Source organism: Erythrobacter sp. HKB08 (assembly GCF_004114695.1).
Taxonomy (GTDB): domain Bacteria; phylum Pseudomonadota; class Alphaproteobacteria; order Sphingomonadales; family Sphingomonadaceae; genus Parerythrobacter_A.
The window spans coordinates 1292289-1312119 of record NZ_CP035310.1 but is presented as its reverse complement, the minus strand read 5'-3'; the positions used below and the strand labels follow the sequence as shown (position 1 = coordinate 1312119).

Here is a 19831-nt window from a genome sequence, read left to right as displayed (position 1 = left end):
AAGGGTGTGAATTGCGGAGAGTTCATGTCGGAAAACCAGTCGACACCAAGGGAAGGCCAGCAGGTCATCGCGCTGGTCGATGACGACCGCAACATTCTCACTACCGTCTCGATCGCGCTGCAGGCGGAAGGCTTCGCTACGCGCCTCTATTCGGATGGCGAAGCGGCGCTCAAGGCGCTCCTCGAGAACCCGCCGGACCTCGCCGTTTTCGACATCAAGATGCCCAAGATGGATGGGATGGAACTGCTGCGCCGCCTGCGTGAGAATTCCTCGCTGCCGGTCATCTTCCTGACCAGCAAGGACGACGAGCAGGACGAGGAAGCCGGCCTCGAACTCGGCGCGGACGACTATATCGCCAAGCCCTTCAGCCTGCGCCTGCTGGTCGCGCGCATCCGCGCCTGCCTGCGCCGCAGCGAGGCACGCGCCATCGCCCAGACGAGCGAAGGCAGCGAGACTGCCGAAAAGCAGGGCGAACAGATCGTGCGCGGCCGCCTGCTGATGGACCCGGCGCGCCACTATGTCAGCTGGGACGGGAAGCCCGTTTCGCTCACGGTGACCGAGTTCCTGATCCTCGAAGCGCTGGCGATCCGCCCGGGTGTCATCAAGTCGCGCAACCAGCTGATGGACGCGGCCTATCCGGACGACATCTTCGTCGACGACCGGACGGTCGACAGCCATATCAAGCGCATGCGCCGCAAGTTCCGCGGCGTCGACAAGCAATTCGGTGCGATCGAGACGCTCTACGGCGCGGGGTACAGCTTCTCCGATGGCTAATACGCGCCTGACCGGCAGGCTCGACGCGGGGCTCGAGAAATCGAGCCTGGCGAGCCGGTTCTCCCTCACCGTCCGCATCCTCGCGGTCAACCTGTTGCCGCTTGCACTGCTGGGCGGCGGGATCTTCTATCTCGACGGTTATCGCAAGCAGTTGCTCAACGAGCGCTACAAGCTTGCCCGCATCGAGGCGCAGATCACGGCAGAGGCTCTCGCCGGTGCGACCCGCCAGCGGCAGGAAGCGTTGCTCGTCCAGATCGGCAAGGAACAGCGCATGCGGCTACGCATGTTCGATGCAGAAGGCCTCTTGTGGGCCGACAGCTTCGCGCTAGACGAGCCGTCCTTCACCTTCTCCGACACCAGCAAGGACGACTGGAGCGAAGACTTCGCCCAGACGCTCGACAAGCTGGTCGATGCCGTCGTTTCCGCTCCGCCAGTAGAAGATTACGTCGAGCCGGAAAGCGAGAACGCCGATGCCTGGCCCGAACTGAAGGCTGCCCGCGAAACCGGGCTGAGCCAGATCAAGCTGCGCGACTGGAGCGATGGGTCGCCCGTCATCACCGCAGCCGCACCGGTCGGCCAGCAGGGCGCGACCTTGCTGACGACGCGCAACGCGGTCGACATCACCGAAGCCGTGCGCAGCGCCCGCTCGACGCTGGGGGTCGCGGTGTTCCTCGCGCTGATCGCCTCGATCCTGCTTTCGCTCTACCTCGCGCGAACGATCGTCCTGCCGCTTCGCACCCTGTCCAAGGCCGCCCAGCGCGTGCGCAGCGGGCGTGAACGCGATGTCGAAGTCCCGCGCCTGCCCGAGCGGCACGACGAGATCGGCCTGCTCGCCCGCGCGGTCTCTGACATGACCGATACGCTGCGCGAACGGATCGACGCGGTCGAACATTTCGCCGCAGACGTTGCCCACGAAATCAAGAACCCGCTCGCTTCGCTGCGCAGCGCGGTGGAATCGCTCGGCCGGGTCGACGATGGCGAGCTGCGCAAGCAATTGCTCGATATCGCCTCGCATGACGTGCGCCGGATCGACCGCCTTGTGACGGAAATCTCCGATGCAAGCCGCGTCGACGCCGAAATCTCGCGCGCCACTTTCGAGCCGATCGACCTCGGTGCGCTGACACAGGCGATCATCGACCGACGCGAGAACCGTTCGGAAAACGACGGGCACGACGTCCGTCTGCGCCAGCCGATGGGGCAAGCGGTGGTGCGCGGCGTTCCGGTGCGGCTCGAGCGCGTGATCGAGAACCTGCTCGACAATGCCGTGTCTTTCTCACCGCCCGGGGGAGCAATCGATATCGCAATCTCGATCGACGACGAATGCGTGTCGCTGGCGGTCGAGGACGAAGGCACCGGCATTCCTGAAGAAGCGCGCGAAAAGGTCTTCCAGCGCTTCCACTCGATCCGCCCCGATGCCGAGGATTTCGGTCACCACAGTGGCCTAGGCCTCGCCATCGCGCGTACCATCGCCGAGGCGCATGACGGGGACCTCGTCGCCGAGAGCCGCAAGGACGGCAAGCAAGGCGCACGCCTCCTGCTGCGCTTGCCGACGGTGCGCCGCTCGGGCACGTAGCAGAGATGCCGCTGCGCCAGTTCACCGGTGTCGCGATCGACGGGCGCGCCCTGCTGATTGCGGGACCGCCGGGGTCAGGCAAGAGCTCGCTCGCGCTGGCCCTGATCGATCGCGGCGCGGTGCTGATCGGCGACGACGGTGTTTCGCTCGAGCGGGACGGATCACGCCTGATTGCCGCACCGCCACCTGCAACGCGTGGAAAATTCGAAATCCGCAACGTCGGCATCGTCAGCTTCGATTGCACACAAGCGCCTGTGTCGATGGTTCTCAAAATCGATCCTGGCGCGCCGCGTTTCATCGAGGCGGCCGACCGCACCGAGCTGGAAGGGATCGCGGTTCCCTCCATCCGCTTCGCCCTTCATGGCATCGCCGATGCGATCCGCGCAGAACAGGCGCTTCTCCTTCACGGACTGCCCCACCCGGCGGACGGCAAAGGCGGATAGGGTCTTTTCATGCGCCGCGCCAAGGCGCACACCGCGCCAAGCATGACCAGCGATTCGGCACAGGCAAGCGAGGACGGACGGCAGCACATCCTGCTCGTCACCGGCCTGTCGGGCGCGGGCAAGACGACCGCCCTGCGCGTGCTCGAAGACTTGGGCTGGGAAGCGATCGACAATTTCCCCATCCGCCTGCTCGACCGGCTGATCGGCAGCGAGGCGGAGGAACGCCAGCTCGGCCCGCTTGCAATCGGTTTCGACAGCCGCACGCGCGGCTTCGTGCCTTCCGACATCATCGAGCGAGTGAAGGAACTGAGCAGCGAGGAGGACATCCTCCTCACCACCGTCTTCATCGACTGCGCGAGCGGCGAGCTCGAACGGCGCTACAACGAGACGCGCCGTCGCCACCCGATGGCCAGTGGCCGGCCGGTCCGTGTCGGCATCCAGGCCGAGCGCGAACTGCTCGAACCGCTGCGGCGCTGGGCCGACGTGGTGATCGACACGACCGAATATTCGAGCAACGACCTCAAGCAGGCCATCCGCGAGAATTTCTCGGCGAGCGCGCCGCAGGACATGTCGGTAATCATTTCCAGCTTCGGTTTCGCGCGCGGCACGCCGCCGCTTGCCGATCTCGTGTTCGACATGCGCTTCCTCGACAACCCGCACTGGGTCGATGAACTGCGCGAACAGACCGGTCTCGATCCCGCTGTCGGCGAGCATATCCGCAAGGATCCGACGTTCGACACAGCTTTCGGCCAGATGCGCGACCTGCTGCTGACATTGCTCCCGCGCTACCGCGAACAGGGGAAGGCCTATGTAAACGTCGCCTTCGGCTGCACGGGCGGGCGCCATCGCTCGGTCTTCACCGCATCGCTGATGGAGGAGGCCTTGCGCGACGCAGGATTTTCGCCCACGGTCCTCCACCGCAACCTGGGCTCGCGCGCGGCCGACGAAATCGAAGGGCCCAAGACATGAAGCATGGAATCGCTCCCATCCGCGCCGCGGGGGCTTTCAGGGCAGAAACGAAGACCCCCATTTCCCTATGATCGGACTGATCCTAGTCACGCATGGCAATCTGGCCGAGGAATTCGTGCATGCCATGGAGCATGTCGTGGGCGAGCAGGAAGCCGTCGAGACGGTCTGCATCGGCCCGCATGACGACATGGAACAGCGGCGCGAGGAAATCTCCGCCGCGATCGAGAAAGTCGACAGCGGTTCCGGCGTCATCATCCTGACCGACCTGTTCGGGGGAACGCCCTCGAACCTGGCGATTTCGCTACTCGAACAGGGTCGGGTCGAGGTCATCGCCGGCATCAACCTGCCGATGCTGATCCGCCTTGCCGGCGCGCGCCAGAAGCACGACGTCTACACCACCGTCTGCGCCGCGCGCGAAGCCGGCCGATCCTACATCACCGTCGCTTCCGAGCTGCTCGGACAGGACGGCAAGGCATCCAAGACGGACGCAGCATGAGCGAACATCGCAAGACGATCACCATCGTCAACCAGCGCGGCCTGCACGCGCGGGCGAGCGCAAAGTTCGTCGGTGCCGTGGCGGAACTTCCCGCGACTACGCAGGTCAAGGTCGCCAAGGACGGCAACGAGGCCGCGGGCGGCTCCATCCTCGGGCTGATGATGCTCGGCGCTGCCAAGGGCGACACGGTCGAACTGATCGTCGCGGGCGAAAATGCCGAGGCGGTTCTGGCCGATCTGTCCGCGCTGGTCGAAAACGGGTTCGGCGAGGAATGAGCGCCGGCGCGAACCGTCGGCAGGTTACCGGTTTCTCCAACCCGACGGTCAAGTTTATCCGCTCGCTGCGCGAGAAGAAGCACCGCAAACGCGAGGGAAAGTTCCTTGCCGAGGGCCTGCGCCTGCTCACCGACGCGCGGGAATGCGGCCATGTGCCCGAGATCCTCGTCATGGCCGAGGGGCGCGACCCGCACCCGCTGGTCGATGCGCTGGTCGATGCGGTCGATGCGAAGGGCGGCGAGATCATCGAGACCAGCGGAGACATCCTCGCCAAGATTACCGGCAAGGACAATCCGCAGGCCGTCGCGGGCGTCTTTGCCGAGTTCGATACGTCGCTCGAAAGCCTAGACCGATCCAAGGCGAGGATCTGGCTCGTCGCGCAAGCGCTGCGCGATCCCGGGAACCTCGGGACCATGCTGCGAACCGGCGATGCGGTCGGGGCCGGCGGGCTGATCCTGCTCGACGACTGCGCCGACCCGTTCAGCGTCGAAGCGGTGCGCGCGAGCATGGGGGCGGTCTTCACCCAGCGCGTCGTACAGGCGCGGTGGGAGGAATTCGTGCCCTGGCTGCGCGAGGGCGAAGGCCAGCTCGTCGCGGCCAGCCTGCGCGAGGCGGTTCCCTATCGCGGGGCGCCCTATGCCGCGCCGTGCTTCGTGATGGTAGGGAACGAGTCCCAAGGACTACCTGAAGCCTACGAGACCGAATGCGACCTGCGCGTCACCATGCCGATGCGCGGACGTGCCGACAGCCTCAATGCCGCGGTTGCAGCCGCCGTGCTGGCCTACGAGGTGCTGGACTCGCTGGAGGGCTGATCAGTCGCCGGCGACGAAGGTCGTGATGCGATATGTGCCGTCTTCGTCCTTTTCGGCAAGTAGCCGGTAATCGACCTGCGAGCGCAGGTTCTTCCACGCGATGTAGCCCTTGCGCCCGCTCGGAAATTGTACATGGACGAGCGCTTCGGGATTGTCCGTCCAGTCATCGAGCAGCGTCACGGCTTGCCAACTGATCCGGTCGAGCAGCGGGGAGTCAGGGGCTCGGCCCTGGCGCAGCGGGACATCGAAACCGACAACGAGCATGGTCGAGAACGGGTCTTCCAGACCGAGGTCCTGCGTCCAGTACCACGGCAGCGCCATCATTCCGCCGTCCTCTTCGATCGCGCAGCCGAGGCGGAGAATCTTGTCGAGTTCGGCCCACAGGCGGTAATCGTCCGATGTCAGACGTTCCCGCATCGTCTCCCAGCCCGAGCCGCCGCCGAAGTCGAGCAGGATCTCGGAATCGACCAGCGGCTCGAGCATGGCCTCGTCGCGATTGGCTACAGCGGTCGCGAGCGCCATGCGGAATGCTTCCGCGTCTTCAAAATCAGCGCACTCGTTCCGGGGCTCGAAGCGCTCGGCATGCGCGGGCGATCCCAGCGCGAAAAGGCCGATTGCCGCGATAAGTCCGATTGGCTTCACTTGCCCCTCCCCTGAAAATCATTCCGCCGCGTCGCGCTGGTCCCCGGTCTCATCCTCGATCTTCGCGGCATCGTCGTTGTTGTAGCGCGGGCTGGCCTCGACCTTGGGCACTTCCTCGATTTCGCGCTTGCCGATCTCGATGCCCTTCTCGGCCAGTCGCCGACCGGACGAGAGGACGTTGCGCTCGAAGCTGCCGACGAACTTGTTGTAGTTGTTGACCGCGGTTTCCAGCCCGCCGCCGACGCGCTTCATATGCTCGGCCGCCACCGCCAGACGGTCGTAGAGTTCCGCCCCGGCCTTGCCGATTTCCATCGCCTCTCTAGCGATAGTGTCTTGCCGCCAGACCTGCGCGACAGTGCGCGCGATGGCGACGAGATTCGTCGGGGTGGCGAGCAGCACCTTATTGTGGAAGGCGAAATCCCACAGTTCCGGATCGTGTTCGAGAGCGGCGGCGACGAAGTGCTCGCCCGGCACAAACATAACCACATAGTCCGGCGCATCGTCGAACTGGCTCTGGTAGCCCTTCGAACCGAGCGTCTGGACGTGGGTGCGCATGGACTTCGCATGCAGGTCGAGGTGACGCTTGCGCTCCCCCTCGTCATCCGCCTCGAACGCGGCCTGGTAGGCGTTGAGCGAAACCTTGGCGTCGATCACCAGCTTCTTCTGGCCCGGAACATTGACGATCGCATCGGGTCGCAGCCGCCCCTCGCTGGTTTCCATCGACTGTTCGAGATGGAAATCGGTGTGCTCGGCAAGGCCGCACTGTTCGAGCACGTTCTGCAATGCCCGCTCGCCCCACCGGCCGCGCGCCTTGGGCGCATTGGTCAGCGAGTTGCCAAGCCGCTGCGCCTCGCGCCGGACCTCTTCCTGCCCACGCTGCATCTCGGTGATCTGCTGGTAGAGCCGTCCGAAGGCGTCGACCCGCTGCTTCTCCAACGTCTCGACCTGCTCTTCGTATTTCTTCAGCCGTTCGCCCACCGGGGTCAGCAGCGCCTTGATCTTCTCTTCGGAGGATTTCTCCGCATGGCCGAAGCGCTCGCTGGCCTGTTCCAAGAATTTGGCCTGCACACCATCGAGCACCTTGGCGCCGGTATTCTCGAATTCCTTGAGCAGCTTCTCGCGGCTCTCCTCGAGCAGCCGCTTCTGCTCCTCGAAACCGGCGGCCTGCGCCTTGAGTGCGGTCAGTTCCTCGCGCGTGCCGTCCAGCTTGCGCTCAAGCTCGTCGGCCCGTTCAGCCCGGACGCTCGCATTTTCGAGGTCAACGATGGCCTTGCGAAACTTCTCGTCCAGCTCCTTCGCCTCGCCATCGCGCCCTTCGAAGCGCGACTTCCAGTCGGCCGCGGGACGCGATCCGACGAACCAGCCAATGCCTGCGCCGACAAGCAGCGCGACGAAAATCAGAGCGATAGAAACTGCATCCATCAGCAGAACATAGTCGGAACGTCGCCACGCGCCAAGGACCCATTCGCTCCGAAGCGGAACAATCCCCAGCCCCGCCCGCTTCCTTACCCGAAAGGAGAATTTTCCCATGTCGATCAAGGAAATGATCAAGGAGCACCCGCAGGTCGGGTCGGATTACAACGAACAACTCGCCGAGGCGGTGAAGCACGCGATGTATTGCGCGGCGATCTGCAATTCCTGCATCGATGCCTGCAACGGCGAAGACGGCGACATGTCCGAATGCATCCGCAAGTGCTCGGACTGTTCGGACATCTGCCAGGCCGTCAGCACGGTTGCCGCGCGCCGCACTCATGGCAAGACCGTCGTCATCAAGTCGCTGCTCGAAGCCTGCATCATCGCGTGCAAGGTCTGCGCGGAGGAGTGCGCCAAGCACGACAACGACCATTGCCGCCGCTGCGAGCGGATGTGCCGCGAGTGCATGGAAGATTGCGTCAAGGCGCTCGAAGGAATGGTCGAAGCCGCCTGATCCGCTGCCGATCGCACAAACAAAAAGCCCCGCCGGTGAGCGGGGCTTTTTCGTTGTGTCCGGGCGATCAGGCTGCTTTGCGCAGCTTGTCGAGCTTCTTCAGCGCCATCTGCCGTTTCAGGCGACTGAGGTGGTCGATGAAAAGGATGCCTTCGAGGTGGTCCATCTCGTGCTGCAGGCAGGTCGCGAGCAGGCCGTCCATGTCCTCTTCGTGGGTCTTGCCCTCGAGGTCCTGGTAGCGCACGCGGCAGGTCGCCGGGCGATCGACGTCGGCGAAGATCTCGGGGACCGAAAGACAGCCTTCCTGATAGGTCGCAAGGTCTTCCGACGGATCGAGGATTTCCGGATTGATGAAGACGCGCGGATCGTTCTTCACCGGGTAATGCTTGTGGCCGCAACCGCTATCGCCGCAATCTTCCGGCTCGGCTTCGGTATCCGGCTCCTGCAGGTCGATCACGAGCACGCGCTTCGGCACGCCGACCTGGATCGCGGCGAGACCGATGCCGGGTGCATCGTACATGGTTTCGAACATGTCCTCGACGAGCGTCTTCAGCTCGTCGTCGAACTCGGTCACGGGTTCGGACACGACCTTGAGCCGGGGATCCGGCACTTCGAGAATTTCACGGATAGCCATGGTCGTAAAATAGGGTCGGGCGCCGCGCTTAGCAAGCGCAGCATTGCGATCAGTCTGATCGCCTATCCAACCGGCCTGCGCGCCCTAAGGGCCTGCGCGAGCGTACCTTCGTCGAGATAGTCGAGTTCACCGCCGACCGGCAGGCCGTGAGCGAGCTGGGTGATGCGCACCGGGAAGCTCTCCAGCCGTTCGGCGATGTAATGGCTGGTGGTCTGCCCTTCGAGCGTCGCGTTCATCGCGAGGACCACCTCGTCGACCCCGCCCTTCTCTACCCGGTCGAGCAGGCTGGCGATATTGAGATCCTCCGGCCGCACGCCGTCGAGTGCCGAGAGCCTTCCGCCGAGCACGTGATAGGTGCCGGTGAACAGCTTCGCGCGGTCGAGTGCCCATAGGTCGGAAACGTCCTCCACCACGCAGATCGATTTCGCGTCGCGGCGCGGATCGGCGCAGATGCCGCAGGGGTTCTGCGTATCGATATTGCCGCAGACGTCGCATTCGACCAGCCGGTCGCGCACCTGCTCCATCGCATCGAGCAATTGCGGCAGCGCCTGCTCGCGCCGCTTGACCAGCCACAGCACCGCACGCCGCGCGGAACGCGGGCCGAGACCCGGCAGGCGGGCGAGTGCTGCGCTAAGTGCCTCGATCTCTTGCGATGCCATGGCCTGACAGATAGGGGCTGCGCCTAGTCAACGAAAGGTCCGACCCTCTCTTATGCGCATCGTCTTCATGGGAACGCCCGATTTCGCCGTGCCGACGCTCGAAGCGCTGCACAAGGCGGCGCACGAGATCGTCGCGGTCTACACCCAGCCGCCGCGCCCGGCGGGACGGGGCAAGAAGCTGCAGCCCTCGCCGGTGCAGAAGGTAGCGGAGCGGCTCGGCATCGAAGTGCGCTCTCCCAAGTCGCTCAAATCGGCCGAGGAGCAGGAGAAATTCGGCGCGCTCGGTGCCGATGTCGCGGTCGTGGCGGCCTATGGGCTGATCCTGCCGCAGGCGATCCTCGATGCCCCTGCGAACGGCTGCCTCAATGTCCATGCCTCGATCCTGCCGCGCTGGCGCGGTGCCGCGCCGATCCACCGTGCGATCATGGCGGGCGATCCGACCACCGGCGTGACGATCATGCAGATGGAAGCAGGGCTCGACACCGGCCCGATGCTGGCAACCGCGCGCACCACGATCGACCAGAAGACCACCGGCGAACTGACCGAGGAACTGGCGCATCTCGGTGCGCAGCTCATGGTCGGCACGCTGCGCGATCTCGCGATCCACGTGCCTGTTGCGCAAGACGACGAGGACGCGACCTACGCGCCCAAGATCGACAAGGCCGAGGCCCGCATCGACTGGACGAAGCCGGCGCAGGAGGTGATGCGGCACATCCACGGCCTCGCCCCCTTCCCCGGCGCATGGAGCGAGCTGGACGGCGAGCGGGTGAAGTTCCTGCGCGCCGAAGTCGTCGAGGCATCGGGCAAACCCGGCGAAGTGCTCGACGATGACCTCGCGATAGCCTGCGGCGAAGGCGCAATCCGGCCGCTGCGACTGCAACGCGCCGGCAAGCCTGCGATGGACCGCAGCGATTTCCTGCGCGGCAAGCCGGTCGACAAGGGAATGACGATAGCGTGATAGCCCTATCTCCCCCTCGCCATCCCCGCGAAGGCGGGGATCCAGGGCGACCAAGCGACCATCAATTCTGGATTCCCGCGTTTGCGGGAATGACGGCGCGTTGGATATGACCCGCTTCGCGCTCACCATCGAATTCGACGGCACGCCGTTCCAGGGCCTGCAGCGCCAGAAGCACGGGCCGAGCGTGCAGCAGTCGCTCGAGGAAGCGGCGCACAAGGTCACCGGAGAGACCGTTACCCTGCACAGCGCCGGGCGCACCGATACCGGCGTCCACGCGCTCGCGATGCGCAGCCATTTCGATATCGAGAAGGACATCGAGCCCTTCCGGCTGATGGAAGCACTCAACTATCACCTCAGGCCCGACCCGATCGCGGTGCTCGACTGCCGCGAGGTCGACGACGAGTGGCACGCGCGTTTCTCCTGCACCGGACGTTCCTACGAATACCGCATCTGCAACCGCCGCGCTCCGCTGACGCTGGAAGCCAACCGGGCGTGGCAGGTTGCGCAGGAACTCGATCACCAAGCGATGCACCGCGCGGCGCAGGCGCTGGTCGGGCACCACGATTTCACCACCTTCCGTTCCGTCCACTGCCAGGCGCAGAGCCCGGTCAAGACGCTCGACCATCTCGACGTCAGCCGCGAAGGCGAGCATGTGATAATCCGCACCGCGGCGCGCAGCTTCCTGCACCACCAGGTGCGCAGCATGGTCGGCTGCCTCGCGCTCGTCGGCATGGGCCGCTGGCGCGAGGAGCAGGTCGGCGAAGCTTTGCTTGCACGCGACAGACAGGAACTGGGCTTGAACGCACCCCCGCACGGCCTCTACTTCGTGGCCGCAACCTATCCCGGAGAGGAGAACGAGAAATGACCACCACCGGCAAACAGCTTTTCACCACGCTCGAAGCGGACGGCACGCTGACCGTCGAGATCGAGGAGGTCACCGTTCCCGAGCCGACCGGCAACCAGGTCCTCGTCAGGATGGAAGCGGCGCCGATCAACCCGTCGGACCTCGCGATCCTGACCGGTGCGGCCGACCTCGAGAACGCCCAGTACACGCAGGGCAAATACGTCGCGAACATGCCCGAGCCGTTCAACACCGGCTCCAAGGCGCGCCACGGCCAGAAGCTGCCGGCAGGCAATGAAGGCGCAGGCACCGTCGTCGCGACGGGCGACAGCGAGATGGCTAAGGCGCTCGACGGCCAGCGCGTCGCCTGCGTGCCGGGCAATGCCTACAGCCAATATGTCATCGCCGAGGCCGCGATGTGCCTGCCGCTCGGCGACCATTCGGCAGAGGACGGCGCGAGCGCCTTCGTCAACCCGATGACCGCCCTCGGCTTCGTCGAGAACGCCAAGATGGATGGCGCGAAGGCGATCGTGCACACTGCAGCGGCGTCGAACCTCGGCCAGATGCTGATCAAGATCTGCCAGGAAGACGGCATCGAACTCGTCAACATCGTGCGCAAGGCCGAGCATGTCGACCTGCTCAAGGGCCTCGGTGCGAAGTACATCGTGAACTCGTCCGACGACGACTTCATGAAGCAGCTGCGCGAAGCGATCGATGCGACCGACGCCTTCTACGGCTTCGACCCGATCGGCGGCGGGCAGGCGGTCGACAATGTGTTCAAGGCGATGGAGCAGGTCGCGGTCAGCAAGATGACCGAATATTCGCGCTACGGCTCGAACCAGGCGAAGCGCATGTTCATCTACGGTCGCCTCGACATGGGTCCGACCATCCTGACGCCGAGCTACGGCTTCGGCTGGACGCTTTCGGGCTGGCTGCTCACCCCGTTCCTCCAGCAGGCTGGCATGGAAACGATGATGCGCATGCGCCAGCGGGTGCTCGACAACCTCACCACCACCTTCGCCAGCAGCTACAAACGCCGGGTCAATCTCGAAGAAATGCTGACCAAGGACGCGGTGACCGATTATCGCGCGATGAAGACCGGCGAGAAGTATCTCGTCACGCCGTGGAGCTAAGCTTCGGCTAGCTTCCGTCGAATGCACGCTGGATCGCCGCGGGGTCGTCGACCCCGTGCGCGATCAGCAGCTGCAGCAGGATGCGCGCCTTTTGCGGATTGAGCGCGCGGGCGGCGACGAAGCCGTTCCCATCGTCCTCCGGCTCTCGGTCTACCAGCCCCTCGTCGGCCCGGCTGGCGCGAACGACTCGCAGGCCCTGCTTGCGCCGCGCGACGAGCTCCTGACGCACCGCTTCCGACATGTTCCCCTCGCCCACGCCGGCGACGACCACGCCGCGCATGTCCTCGCCGAGGAAGCGCGCGACCGAAGCGGCATCCAGCCCGGCATGGGCGAAGAGAATACCGACATCGGGTAGCTCGTCCTGCCATGCGAACTGGGCGCTCGCATCGACCCGCCAGGGCGCGCCGAACCATTCGAGCGAGGCAGGTGTTACTAGCCCGACGGACTCGCGCGGAAAGCCGCGAAATGCGTCCGTGCCCCGAGTGCGGACCTTGCGCACGTCTCGCGCGCCGAACACGCGGTCGCCCATCACGACCAGCACGCCGCGCCCCGCCGCCTGCCTGTCGCCCGCCACGCGCACCGCGTTGGCGAAATTGCGCAGGCCGTCATAGCCGACTGCATCCGCCGGGCGCATGGCCCCGACCAGCACGACCGGCTTGCTCGCCGGCAGCGTCAGGTCGAGCAGGAACGCGGTTTCCTCGAGCGTATCGGTACCGTGGGTGACGATGACGCCCTGGCAGCTCTCATCGGCAAGCGCCTCCATCACCGCGGGATGCAGCGCGTTCCATACCTCGGGACCGATATCGGCCGAATCGATATTGGCGATCTGCCGACCGGAAAACTCCGCTTCCAGCCCCAGCCCGCCGACCTGCTCGAGATAGGCCTCGATATCGATCTGCCCGGCGACATAGTCCTTCGCAATCGCGGAGCCCGCAATGCCCGCGATGGTGCCACCGGTGGCGAGGACTGTGATCCGGCTGGTCATGGCACGCCAATATCCCAACCCGGAAAAAGCACAAGGATAGTCGGTGCGCGCGCATTGCCTCTGTGAAGACGCTCCCGCATATCCCCCCGTCATGAGCGCCATCACCGAGAATTACGGCTGGACCGAACACGCACCGGGATCGACCGACTACATCGCGCCCGCGATCGTCGCGAAGCTGGAGGCGCTCGGCGCGCTCAGGGTTCTCGATGCGGGCTGCGGCAACGGCTCCGTGACGGCGAAAATTGCCGCAGCAGAGATGAAGACGCTCGGGATCGATGGCGATGAAGAGGGGATCGCGATCGCCCGTAAGCACTATCCCGAACTCGAATTCTCGCGCGCCGACTTCGCAGCTAGCGGCACCGTTCTCGACGGCGCCCCATTCGACGCGGTCGTCAGCACGGAAGTGGTCGAGCACTTGTTCGCGCCGCACGAGCTTGCTCGCTTCGCATGGGAGGCGCTGAAACCCGGCGGGCACTTCATCGTCACCACTCCCTATCACGGGTACTGGAAGAACCTCGCCCTGTCGCTCGCAGGCAAGTGGGACCATCACCACACTGCGCTTTGGCATGGCGGACACATCAAGTTTTTCAGCCGGAAGACCTTGGAGGCGCTGCTTGCGGCGCAAGGATTTGAAATCGAGAGCTTCAGCGGCCTCGGGCGGGCGCCCTATCTCTGGAAAAGCATGATGATGACGGCTCGAAAGCCACTCGCGAGCAACAAGACCAGTTGAATTTAAACCAGCGCCCGCTATGTGCAGCGCACCCGCTAGCCGGGAAGGGCGATTAGCTCAGTTGGTAGAGCATCTCGTTTACACCGAGAGGGTCGGCAGTTCGAGCCTGTCATCGCCCACCAGTTCTTCGTGAAGGACGAAGAACTTTCACGAACAGCGAGGGAGGCGGCGCAGCCCGAGCTCCCTACTCCACAACCTCCGCAATGGCCTCGCGCGCTTCCGCGCCGGCCCAGTCGTATTCGCCCGAGACGCGCCACACCTCGCGCCCGCTGGCATCGTAAAGGATGGTGACCGGCAGGACCCCGTCGCCCAGTGCGAAGCCCAGCTTGTTGTCGGGATCGAGCCACGGTTCGAGCATCTCGTAGCCATTCTTCTCGAAGAACGGCACGACCTTCTCCGCACCCTGCATGTCCTGGCTCACGGTCACTACGCGCAGCGCGCCGTCGTATTCGGCAGCCAGATCGTCGAGGATCGGCATTTCGACGACGCAGGGGGCGCACCATGTCGCCCACAAATTGACCAGCACGGGCTGTCCCTGGAGCGCGCCGAGATTGAGCTCGCGCCCTGCCGGATCGCGTACCAGCTCCGCCGGCATCAGCTCGCCTGCACGGCTGCGATCGATCGTGCCGGACAAGCTTGCCTTCTCGCTCTCCAATGCGCCCTGTTCTTGCGCCTCCTCGGGTGCTTGCCTATCGCACGCGGCAAGAGGCAGTGTCAGGGCGACGAGAGTGAGCGACCAGCGCAAGGACAATTCGGGCTCCAACCAGATGTGGGGTGGCAGGTTCGCGGAAGGGCCTAGCGCCATCATGCGCGAAATCAATGCCTCGATTCCGTTCGACAAGGCGCTCTGGCGGCAGGACATCGCGGCCTCGAAGGCACACGCAGCCATGCTCGCCGACCAGGGCATCATCAGCCGCGAGGATTGCGAGGCGATCCTCGGCGGGCTCGATACGATCGCCGGCGAATACGAGCGGGACGGCGTGCCCGAGGACTGGGACCTCGAAGACATCCACATGACCGTCGAAAGCCGCCTCGCCGAGCTCATCGGTCCGGCTGCAGGGCGTTTGCACACCGCGCGCAGCCGCAACGACCAGGTGGCGACCGATTTCCGCCTGTGGGTGCGCGAGGCGATCGACCGCGCGCTTGCGGGCCTGCGCGAATACCAGCGCGCTCTGGTCGCCCGCGCAGGCGAGCACACCGACAGTATCATGCCGGGCTTCACCCATTTGCAAACCGCACAGCCGGTCACGCTCGGCCACCACCTGATGGCCTACTACGAGATGGCGCGGCGTGACATCGCCCGCTTCGAGGCGGCCCGCGAGCGGCTCAACGAAAGCCCGCTCGGCAGCGCGGCGCTTGCCGGGACCGGCTTCGATATCGACCGCGAGGCGACCAGCGAGGTGCTCGGCTTCGACCGGCCGACGCGCAACAGCCTCGATGCGGTAAGCGACCGCGACTTTGCGCTCGATTACCTGATGGCTGCCGCCCAGTGCTCGCTTCACCTGTCGCGCCTCGCGGAAGAGATGATCATCTGGGCGAGCCAGCCCTTCGGTTTTGCGCGCATGCCCGATACGCTGTCGACCGGCAGTTCGATCATGCCGCAAAAGAAGAACCCAGACGCGGCCGAACTGGTGCGCGGTCATGCGGGGCGCATCGTCGGTGCGGCGACCGCGCTGATGGTCACGATGAAAGGCCTGCCGCTCGCCTATTCGAAGGACATGCAGGACGACAAGCCGCCGGTTTTCGAGGCCGCGGGACTGCTCGACCTGTGCATCGCGGCCATGACCGGCATGGTCGCCGACTGCAGCTTCCAGACCGGAAGGATGCGCCAGGCGGCGGAGCTCGGCTATGCTACCGCGACCGACCTTGCCGACTGGCTCGTGCGCGAGGCGGACATTCCGTTCCGCGAGGCGCATCACATCACCGGCGCGGCGGTCAAGCTGGCCGAAAGCAAGGGCGTGGCACTCGACGCGCTGACGCTCGAGGAACTGCAGGCGATCGACGAGCGTATCGACGAACGCGTGTTCGCTGCGCTCTCGGTCGACGCCTCGGTCGCATCGCGCGCCTCCTATGGCGGCACCGCGCCCGAACAGGTAAGGCAGCGGGTGGCCGAAGCTCGAACCGCGCTGGGAATGGAATGATGACGAAAACCGCTCTTCTTGTGGGACTTGGACTTACCCTTGCAGCTTGCGGCCAGCGTGCGCCGCTGGAGACTGCGCCGGGTGAAGGCCTGCCAGTCACGCCCTTCGGTGCGGAGGCGACGCCCGAGGCGAGCGAACTGCTCGAACCGGACCCCCTCGCCGTGCCGGAACGCAGCGTGGAACTGCGCCGCCGTTCCGAAGAGCGCGAGGACGATCCTTTCGACCTTCCGCCGCCCGAGGATCGCTGAGCACCACCGATGGACCATTTCCAGATCCGCGACGGCGTCATGCATGCCGAGGACGTGCCGCTCCCGCGCATTGCCCGCGAAGTCGGCACGCCGGTCTATGTCTATTCGCGCGCCACGCTGGTGCGCCATGCGCGCGTCTTCCGTGAGGCGCTGTCGGGGCTGAAGAACCCGCACATCGCCTTTGCGGTCAAGGCCAATCCGAACCTTGCCGTGCTGGGCGTCCTCCAGCGCGAAGGCTACGGCGCGGACGTCGTTTCCGGCGGCGAGCTTGCCCGCGCGATGGCCGCAGGCATGGCCCCGCAGGACATCGTGTTCTCCGGCGTCGGCAAGACCCAGCAGGAACTGCGCTACGCGCTCGACGCGGACATCGGCCAGTTCAACATCGAATCCGAAGAAGAGGGGCAGGAGCTTGCCGAGATCGCAGCCGCGCTCGGCCTGAAGGCGCGCTGTGCGCTGCGGATCAATCCGGATGTCGATGCCGGCACGCACGACAAGATTTCGACCGGCAAGGCGGACAACAAGTTCGGCGTGCCCATCGGCGATGCACCGGCCATGTATGCCCGTCTGTCGGAACTTCCCGGCCTCGACCTGCGCGGCGTGGCGATCCACATCGGCAGCCAGCTCGGCACGCTGGAGCCGCTGGAGACGGCGTTCGGCAAGATCGGCCGGCTCGTCGAAACGCTGCGGGCGGACGGGCGCAAGGTGACCCATGTCGATCTCGGCGGCGGTCTCGGCGTTCCCTATCGCAAGGGCGAGGAGCTTCCGCCTCCTGCCGAATATGGCGCGATGGTCGAACGGGCGACGCGCGGCTGGGACGTGCAGCTGATGTTCGAGCCGGGCCGCGTGATCGCGGGCAATGCCGGCGTTTTGCTGACGCGCGTGATCCGCGTGAAGCGCGGGATTAACGATCCTTTCGTCATCGTCGATGCCGCCATGAACGACCTCGCCCGCCCGGCCCTCTACGGCGCCTGGCACGATTTCGAGGCGGTCGAACCGACCGGCGAGCGGATGACTGCCAATATCGTTGGTCCGATTTGCGAGACCGGCGATACCTTCGCGATGGGCCGCGAATGTGATGCGGTGGCGGCAGGCGACCTCGCGGTTTTCCGAACTGCAGGCGCATATGGTGCGACCATGGCATCCTCCTACAACAGCCGCGGCTTCGTCGCCGAAGTGCTGGTCGATGGGGACCGGTTCGAAGTCGTCGCCGACCGCCTGCCCGCCGGCGAGATCATGGCGGCCGAGCGCGTGCCCGCCTGGCTCTAGGGGCCGCTCGATGATCCGCTCGCTCCCCCTGCTCCACCGCATTGCCGGACAGCGCGTGGTGGTCGTTTCCGAAGGGGCGATGGGCGAGGCCAAACAGCGGCTGGTCGAACGCGCGGGCGGCATTCCCTGCGGCGAGGCGGAGGCGCATTACGCATCGCTCGCATTCATCGCGGTGGAAGACCCGCGCAAGGCCGAGGCGATCGCGCGGCGACTGAAAGCGAAGGGTCTGCTGGTCAACGTCGCCGACCGCCCGGAACTGTGCGATTTCACCACGCCGAGCATTCTCGACCGCGATCCGGTGCTGATCGCCATCGGCACCTCGGGCGCATCGGCCGGTCTTGCCAAGCAGCTTCGCCTGCGGATCGAACAGATCCTGCCGCAATCGCTCGGCAAGCTGGCGAGCAGGCTCGAGGCGGCGCGCGATGCGATGCGCGTTCGCTTTCCCGATGGCGGAGAGCGCAGGCAGGCGATCGATGCCGCACTGGCCGAAGGCGGCATGCTCGACGTTCTGGACGAGAGTTCTGCCCGACGGTTCGATCAATGGCTGGCAGGCGATCAGTCCCGCCGCGCCACCGGAACGCATGAATTCACGCTTGCGAGCGACGATCCGGAAGACCTGACACTGCGGCAGGCGCGCCTGCTCGGCATGGCGGACACGGTATTCCACGCACCCGATATTCCGGCGGCAGTCCTCGACCGGTCACGCGCCGATGCGGTACGGCGCGTCCTTGAAGCAGGTCACAGCCCCGCCGTCGACGAGGACGAATTGACAGTGATCCTGCGGCGCGACGGTTGATCGCTCAGGCCGCAGCCCGCTTCTTCCCGAGCGCAGCGAAATAGCTCGCCATCGCATTTGCCGATTTGTCGGACAGGCCGATAAACACGCGGCGCTTGTCGGTATCGTCCTGCAGACGTTCGAGCAGGCCACTTTCGACCATCTGGGTTATCCAGCGCAGCGCAGTCGTCGGCGGGACGGCTGCGGCGATGCACAGCGAGCTGACCGAGACGCGCACATGCTCCGTTCGCGCAGCGGTAAGGTCGAGCAGGATGTCCCACGCCGGATCGGCAAACAGTTCGGCATCGAAGAACTCGTCGCGCAAGCGGCGCTGGCGGATCATCGTGCGCACGAGGCGCGGATCGGGCAGCGGTGGCTTCTGCGTGCGCAGGCGCGCCGAGCCGTCGTCGGCGCCGGAGCGATATCCCGAAGTCGGCGATTCGAAGCGGAATGCGCCGCCATCCTGCGCCATGCCGCGCTGGTCGAGCCTTTCCAGCCGTTCGGCAATCTGCCCGACCTGCTCGGTCAGGCGCATAAGCGTCATGCGGTCGGTTTCCGCCAGTTCGCGCAGGCGCATGCCCGGCACTTCCGTCAGCAGTCCGCCGAGCGCAATCACCCGCTCTCCGCGAGACGGATCGACGAGTATCTGCGCGCGCGACTGGTCGAAGCAACCGAACACCGCGTCGAGCGCATCGACGCTGGTCGACACCACCAGCTTCGCACCGGAACGTGCCACGCGCATGTCGAGCCGCGCGAATGCAGCCAGACGCTCCCCCTCGGCAATCGGGCAGTCGAGCAGCACGATGTCGCCCAGTGGCCGCGCTTCGCCGTCGAGCACCTGCGCGATGTCGCCCACCTGCCCGATGCGCAAACCTGCGGCTCGTGCATCTTCCGCAATCTGGTCGCGCAGATGGGCACGGTCCGCGAACACCGAAACGGTCAGCGGCACGCCTGCCGGGTCGTTCGCCGCCTCGGCGGGTTCGTAGGTAAAATCGGCCTGCATCTGCGACTCCTGCTCCAATCGGAACAGGTTGAGAACAAATGAGGATCAAGTCAAGGACGAATGCGTATCCGGGTGCCGTCTTCGATCGCCTGCCACAGCTCGTCCATCTCGGCATTGCTCACCGCGATGCAGCCGTCGGTCCAGTCGCCCGGCAGGCGGGACAACGGCGAGTTGTTGGGCTGGCCGTGGATGAAGATGTCCCCTCCCGGCGAACGCCCCTGGGCCTCGGCATAGGCGCGGTCCTGCTCGTTCGGATAGGAGATGCGCAGCGAGAGGTAATAGGCGCTGTCCGGGTTGCGCGTGTCGATCGTGTAGAGCCCTTCCGGCGTGCGCTCGTCGCCTTCGAAGCGCTTGTGGCCCGAAGGTTCGTCACCGAAGGCGATGCCGGTGTATTCGCGCAGCACCTTGCCATCGCGCATCAGCGTGAGCGTGCGGTCCGACTTGTCGACGAGCACGAAGTCCGCCTTGCCAGCCAGTGGCGCACGCTCGACCGGCGCACAGGCGGCGAGGACGAGCAGCGAGAGGGCGACAAGGCGGCGCATGGCCG

24 protein-coding genes and 1 tRNA gene are annotated in these 19831 nt (G+C 65.5%); 17 read left to right on the top strand and 8 right to left on the bottom strand.

Annotation, left to right across the window (positions count from 1 at the left end):
• The first annotated feature begins 24 nt into the window (after positions 1–24).
• The 7 genes from EO245_RS06215 (at position 25) to EO245_RS06185 (ending at position 5342) form a co-directional block, all read left to right on the top strand.
• On the top strand, positions 25–774 hold the full coding sequence (locus EO245_RS06215; RefSeq protein WP_128892111.1) for a response regulator transcription factor: 750 nt from the start codon (positions 25–27) through the stop codon (positions 772–774).
• Entirely contained in the window at positions 767–2347 is a 1581-nt protein-coding gene (locus EO245_RS06210) for a cell wall metabolism sensor histidine kinase WalK (protein ID WP_128892110.1), read from the top strand. Before EO245_RS06215 ends, EO245_RS06210 begins: the two co-directional genes overlap by 8 nt.
• Positions 2348–2352: 5 nt before the next feature.
• Positions 2353–2790 (top strand): HPr kinase/phosphorylase, encoded by a 438-nt coding sequence (locus EO245_RS06205; protein WP_128892109.1) that lies wholly within the window; start codon positions 2353–2355, stop codon positions 2788–2790.
• A gap of 42 nt (positions 2791–2832) precedes the next feature.
• On the top strand, positions 2833–3759 hold the full coding sequence (rapZ, locus tag EO245_RS06200; RefSeq protein ID WP_128892108.1) for an RNase adapter RapZ: 927 nt from the start codon (positions 2833–2835) through the stop codon (positions 3757–3759).
• Positions 3760–3826: 67 nt separating this feature from the next.
• Positions 3827–4255 carry a PTS sugar transporter subunit IIA gene (locus EO245_RS06195; RefSeq protein WP_128892107.1) on the top strand — a complete coding sequence of 143 codons (429 nt, stop codon included), beginning with the start codon at positions 3827–3829 and terminating at the stop codon, positions 4253–4255.
• Complete coding sequence (locus EO245_RS06190) at positions 4252–4530, top strand: HPr family phosphocarrier protein (protein WP_128892106.1); 279 nt, start codon at positions 4252–4254, stop codon at positions 4528–4530. The genes EO245_RS06195 and EO245_RS06190 overlap by 4 nt, the downstream gene beginning before the upstream one ends.
• On the top strand, positions 4527–5342 hold the full coding sequence (locus EO245_RS06185; protein WP_128892105.1) for an RNA methyltransferase: 816 nt from the start codon (positions 4527–4529) through the stop codon (positions 5340–5342). Before EO245_RS06190 ends, EO245_RS06185 begins: the two co-directional genes overlap by 4 nt.
• On the opposite strand, the gene EO245_RS06180 is transcribed toward EO245_RS06185, so the two are convergent.
• A complete protein-coding gene (locus tag EO245_RS06180; RefSeq protein ID WP_128892104.1) occupies positions 5343–5984 on the bottom strand; it encodes a hypothetical protein in 642 nt (213 codons plus the stop codon). It abuts the gene before it with no gap.
• 18 nt (positions 5985–6002) lie between these two features.
• Complete coding sequence (rmuC, locus tag EO245_RS06175) at positions 6003–7406, bottom strand: DNA recombination protein RmuC (RefSeq protein WP_128892103.1); 1404 nt, start codon at positions 7404–7406, stop codon at positions 6003–6005.
• A 106-nt stretch (positions 7407–7512) separates the two neighbouring features.
• On the opposite strand from rmuC, the gene EO245_RS06170 reads away from it, so the two are divergent.
• Entirely contained in the window at positions 7513–7911 is a 399-nt protein-coding gene (locus tag EO245_RS06170) for a four-helix bundle copper-binding protein (RefSeq protein ID WP_128892102.1), read from the top strand.
• A 67-nt stretch (positions 7912–7978) separates the two neighbouring features.
• Here EO245_RS06170 and def read toward each other — a convergent pair whose 3' ends face one another.
• Both def and recR read right to left on the bottom strand, forming a co-directional pair.
• Entirely contained in the window at positions 7979–8545 is a 567-nt protein-coding gene (gene def / locus EO245_RS06165) for a peptide deformylase (protein ID WP_128892101.1), read from the bottom strand.
• Positions 8546–8607: 62 nt separating this feature from the next.
• Complete coding sequence (recR, locus tag EO245_RS06160) at positions 8608–9204, bottom strand: recombination mediator RecR (RefSeq protein ID WP_128892100.1); 597 nt, start codon at positions 9202–9204, stop codon at positions 8608–8610.
• Positions 9205–9256: 52 nt separating this feature from the next.
• On the opposite strand from recR, the gene fmt reads away from it, so the two are divergent.
• The 3 genes from fmt to EO245_RS06145 all read left to right on the top strand — a co-directional run bounded on the left by fmt (position 9257) and on the right by EO245_RS06145 (position 12136).
• Positions 9257–10162, top strand: coding sequence for a methionyl-tRNA formyltransferase (fmt, locus tag EO245_RS06155; protein ID WP_128892099.1), 906 nt, complete (start codon positions 9257–9259; stop codon positions 10160–10162).
• A 106-nt stretch (positions 10163–10268) separates the two neighbouring features.
• Positions 10269–11027 (top strand): tRNA pseudouridine(38-40) synthase TruA, encoded by a 759-nt coding sequence (gene truA, locus EO245_RS06150; RefSeq protein ID WP_128892098.1) that lies wholly within the window; start codon positions 10269–10271, stop codon positions 11025–11027.
• A complete protein-coding gene (locus EO245_RS06145) occupies positions 11024–12136 on the top strand; it encodes a zinc-binding dehydrogenase (protein ID WP_128892097.1) in 1113 nt (370 codons plus the stop codon). Before truA ends, EO245_RS06145 begins: the two co-directional genes overlap by 4 nt.
• 7 nt (positions 12137–12143) lie before the next feature.
• On the opposite strand, the gene EO245_RS06140 is transcribed toward EO245_RS06145, so the two are convergent.
• Positions 12144–13121: an asparaginase gene (locus tag EO245_RS06140; RefSeq protein WP_128892096.1), complete on the bottom strand. Its 978-nt coding sequence runs from the start codon at positions 13119–13121 to the stop codon at positions 12144–12146.
• Between the two features lie 91 nt (positions 13122–13212).
• Between EO245_RS06140 and EO245_RS06135 the strand changes: the two genes are divergently transcribed.
• The gene (locus EO245_RS06135; protein ID WP_128892095.1) at positions 13213–13851 is read left to right on the top strand and encodes a bifunctional 2-polyprenyl-6-hydroxyphenol methylase/3-demethylubiquinol 3-O-methyltransferase UbiG; all 639 of its coding nucleotides are present in this window, start codon (positions 13213–13215) and stop codon (positions 13849–13851) included.
• Between the two features lie 46 nt (positions 13852–13897).
• Positions 13898–13973 (top strand) — tRNA-Val (locus EO245_RS06130).
• A gap of 62 nt (positions 13974–14035) precedes the next feature.
• On the opposite strand, the gene EO245_RS06125 is transcribed toward EO245_RS06130, so the two are convergent.
• Entirely contained in the window at positions 14036–14485 is a 450-nt protein-coding gene (locus EO245_RS06125) for a TlpA disulfide reductase family protein (RefSeq protein ID WP_234026978.1), read from the bottom strand.
• 133 nt (positions 14486–14618) lie between these two features.
• Between EO245_RS06125 and argH the strand changes: the two genes are divergently transcribed.
• Genes argH through EO245_RS06105 form a run of 4 tightly spaced genes read left to right on the top strand, consistent with a single transcriptional unit; the run spans position 14619 to position 18302 of the window.
• Positions 14619–15992: an argininosuccinate lyase gene (gene argH, locus EO245_RS06120; protein WP_128893482.1), complete on the top strand. Its 1374-nt coding sequence runs from the start codon at positions 14619–14621 to the stop codon at positions 15990–15992.
• Positions 15992–16240, top strand: coding sequence for a lipoprotein (locus EO245_RS06115; RefSeq protein WP_128893480.1), 249 nt, complete (start codon positions 15992–15994; stop codon positions 16238–16240). Before argH ends, EO245_RS06115 begins: the two co-directional genes overlap by 1 nt.
• 9 nt (positions 16241–16249) lie before the next feature.
• Complete coding sequence (gene lysA / locus EO245_RS06110; protein WP_128892094.1) at positions 16250–17506, top strand: diaminopimelate decarboxylase; 1257 nt, start codon at positions 16250–16252, stop codon at positions 17504–17506.
• A 10-nt stretch (positions 17507–17516) separates the two neighbouring features.
• The gene (locus EO245_RS06105; RefSeq protein WP_128892093.1) at positions 17517–18302 is read left to right on the top strand and encodes a bifunctional precorrin-2 dehydrogenase/sirohydrochlorin ferrochelatase; all 786 of its coding nucleotides are present in this window, start codon (positions 17517–17519) and stop codon (positions 18300–18302) included.
• 4 nt (positions 18303–18306) lie between these two features.
• On the opposite strand, the gene EO245_RS06100 is transcribed toward EO245_RS06105, so the two are convergent.
• Both EO245_RS06100 and EO245_RS06095 read right to left on the bottom strand, forming a co-directional pair.
• Positions 18307–19302 carry a winged helix DNA-binding protein gene (locus EO245_RS06100; RefSeq protein ID WP_234026977.1) on the bottom strand — a complete coding sequence of 332 codons (996 nt, stop codon included), beginning with the start codon at positions 19300–19302 and terminating at the stop codon, positions 18307–18309.
• Positions 19303–19334: 32 nt separating this feature from the next.
• Positions 19335–19826, bottom strand: a complete 492-nt coding sequence (locus EO245_RS06095) for a murein L,D-transpeptidase family protein (RefSeq protein WP_128892092.1) — start codon at positions 19824–19826, stop codon at positions 19335–19337.
• Between the last annotated feature and the right edge of the window lie 5 nt (positions 19827–19831).

Excerpts from the sequence above, each read along its gene's own strand:
- EO245_RS06115 (WP_128893480.1), top strand. The coding sequence starts at position 15,992 with ATGACGAAAACCGCTCTTCTTGTGGGACTTGGACTTACCCTTGCAGCT.
- EO245_RS06135 (WP_128892095.1), top strand. The coding sequence starts at position 13,213 with ATGAGCGCCATCACCGAGAATTACGGCTGGACCGAACACGCACCGGGA.
- EO245_RS06195 (WP_128892107.1), top strand. The coding sequence starts at position 3,827 with ATGATCGGACTGATCCTAGTCACGCATGGCAATCTGGCCGAGGAATTC.
- def (WP_128892101.1), bottom strand. The coding sequence starts at position 8,545 with ATGGCTATCCGTGAAATTCTCGAAGTGCCGGATCCCCGGCTCAAGGTC.
- EO245_RS06095 (WP_128892092.1), bottom strand. The coding sequence starts at position 19,826 with ATGCGCCGCCTTGTCGCCCTCTCGCTGCTCGTCCTCGCCGCCTGTGCG.
- EO245_RS06145 (WP_128892097.1), top strand. The coding sequence starts at position 11,024 with ATGACCACCACCGGCAAACAGCTTTTCACCACGCTCGAAGCGGACGGC.
- rapZ (WP_128892108.1), top strand. The coding sequence starts at position 2,833 with ATGACCAGCGATTCGGCACAGGCAAGCGAGGACGGACGGCAGCACATC.
- truA (WP_128892098.1), top strand. The coding sequence starts at position 10,269 with ATGACCCGCTTCGCGCTCACCATCGAATTCGACGGCACGCCGTTCCAG.
- EO245_RS06205 (WP_128892109.1), top strand. The coding sequence starts at position 2,353 with ATGCCGCTGCGCCAGTTCACCGGTGTCGCGATCGACGGGCGCGCCCTG.
- EO245_RS06215 (WP_128892111.1), top strand. The coding sequence starts at position 25 with ATGTCGGAAAACCAGTCGACACCAAGGGAAGGCCAGCAGGTCATCGCG.
- EO245_RS06140 (WP_128892096.1), bottom strand. The coding sequence starts at position 13,121 with ATGACCAGCCGGATCACAGTCCTCGCCACCGGTGGCACCATCGCGGGC.
- EO245_RS06210 (WP_128892110.1), top strand. The coding sequence starts at position 767 with ATGGCTAATACGCGCCTGACCGGCAGGCTCGACGCGGGGCTCGAGAAA.
- rmuC (WP_128892103.1), bottom strand. The coding sequence starts at position 7,406 with ATGGATGCAGTTTCTATCGCTCTGATTTTCGTCGCGCTGCTTGTCGGC.
- EO245_RS06105 (WP_128892093.1), top strand. The coding sequence starts at position 17,517 with ATGATCCGCTCGCTCCCCCTGCTCCACCGCATTGCCGGACAGCGCGTG.
- lysA (WP_128892094.1), top strand. The coding sequence starts at position 16,250 with ATGGACCATTTCCAGATCCGCGACGGCGTCATGCATGCCGAGGACGTG.
- EO245_RS06190 (WP_128892106.1), top strand. The coding sequence starts at position 4,252 with ATGAGCGAACATCGCAAGACGATCACCATCGTCAACCAGCGCGGCCTG.
- argH (WP_128893482.1), top strand. The coding sequence starts at position 14,619 with ATGTGGGGTGGCAGGTTCGCGGAAGGGCCTAGCGCCATCATGCGCGAA.
- EO245_RS06170 (WP_128892102.1), top strand. The coding sequence starts at position 7,513 with ATGTCGATCAAGGAAATGATCAAGGAGCACCCGCAGGTCGGGTCGGAT.
- fmt (WP_128892099.1), top strand. The coding sequence starts at position 9,257 with ATGCGCATCGTCTTCATGGGAACGCCCGATTTCGCCGTGCCGACGCTC.
- EO245_RS06185 (WP_128892105.1), top strand. The coding sequence starts at position 4,527 with ATGAGCGCCGGCGCGAACCGTCGGCAGGTTACCGGTTTCTCCAACCCG.
- recR (WP_128892100.1), bottom strand. The coding sequence starts at position 9,204 with ATGGCATCGCAAGAGATCGAGGCACTTAGCGCAGCACTCGCCCGCCTG.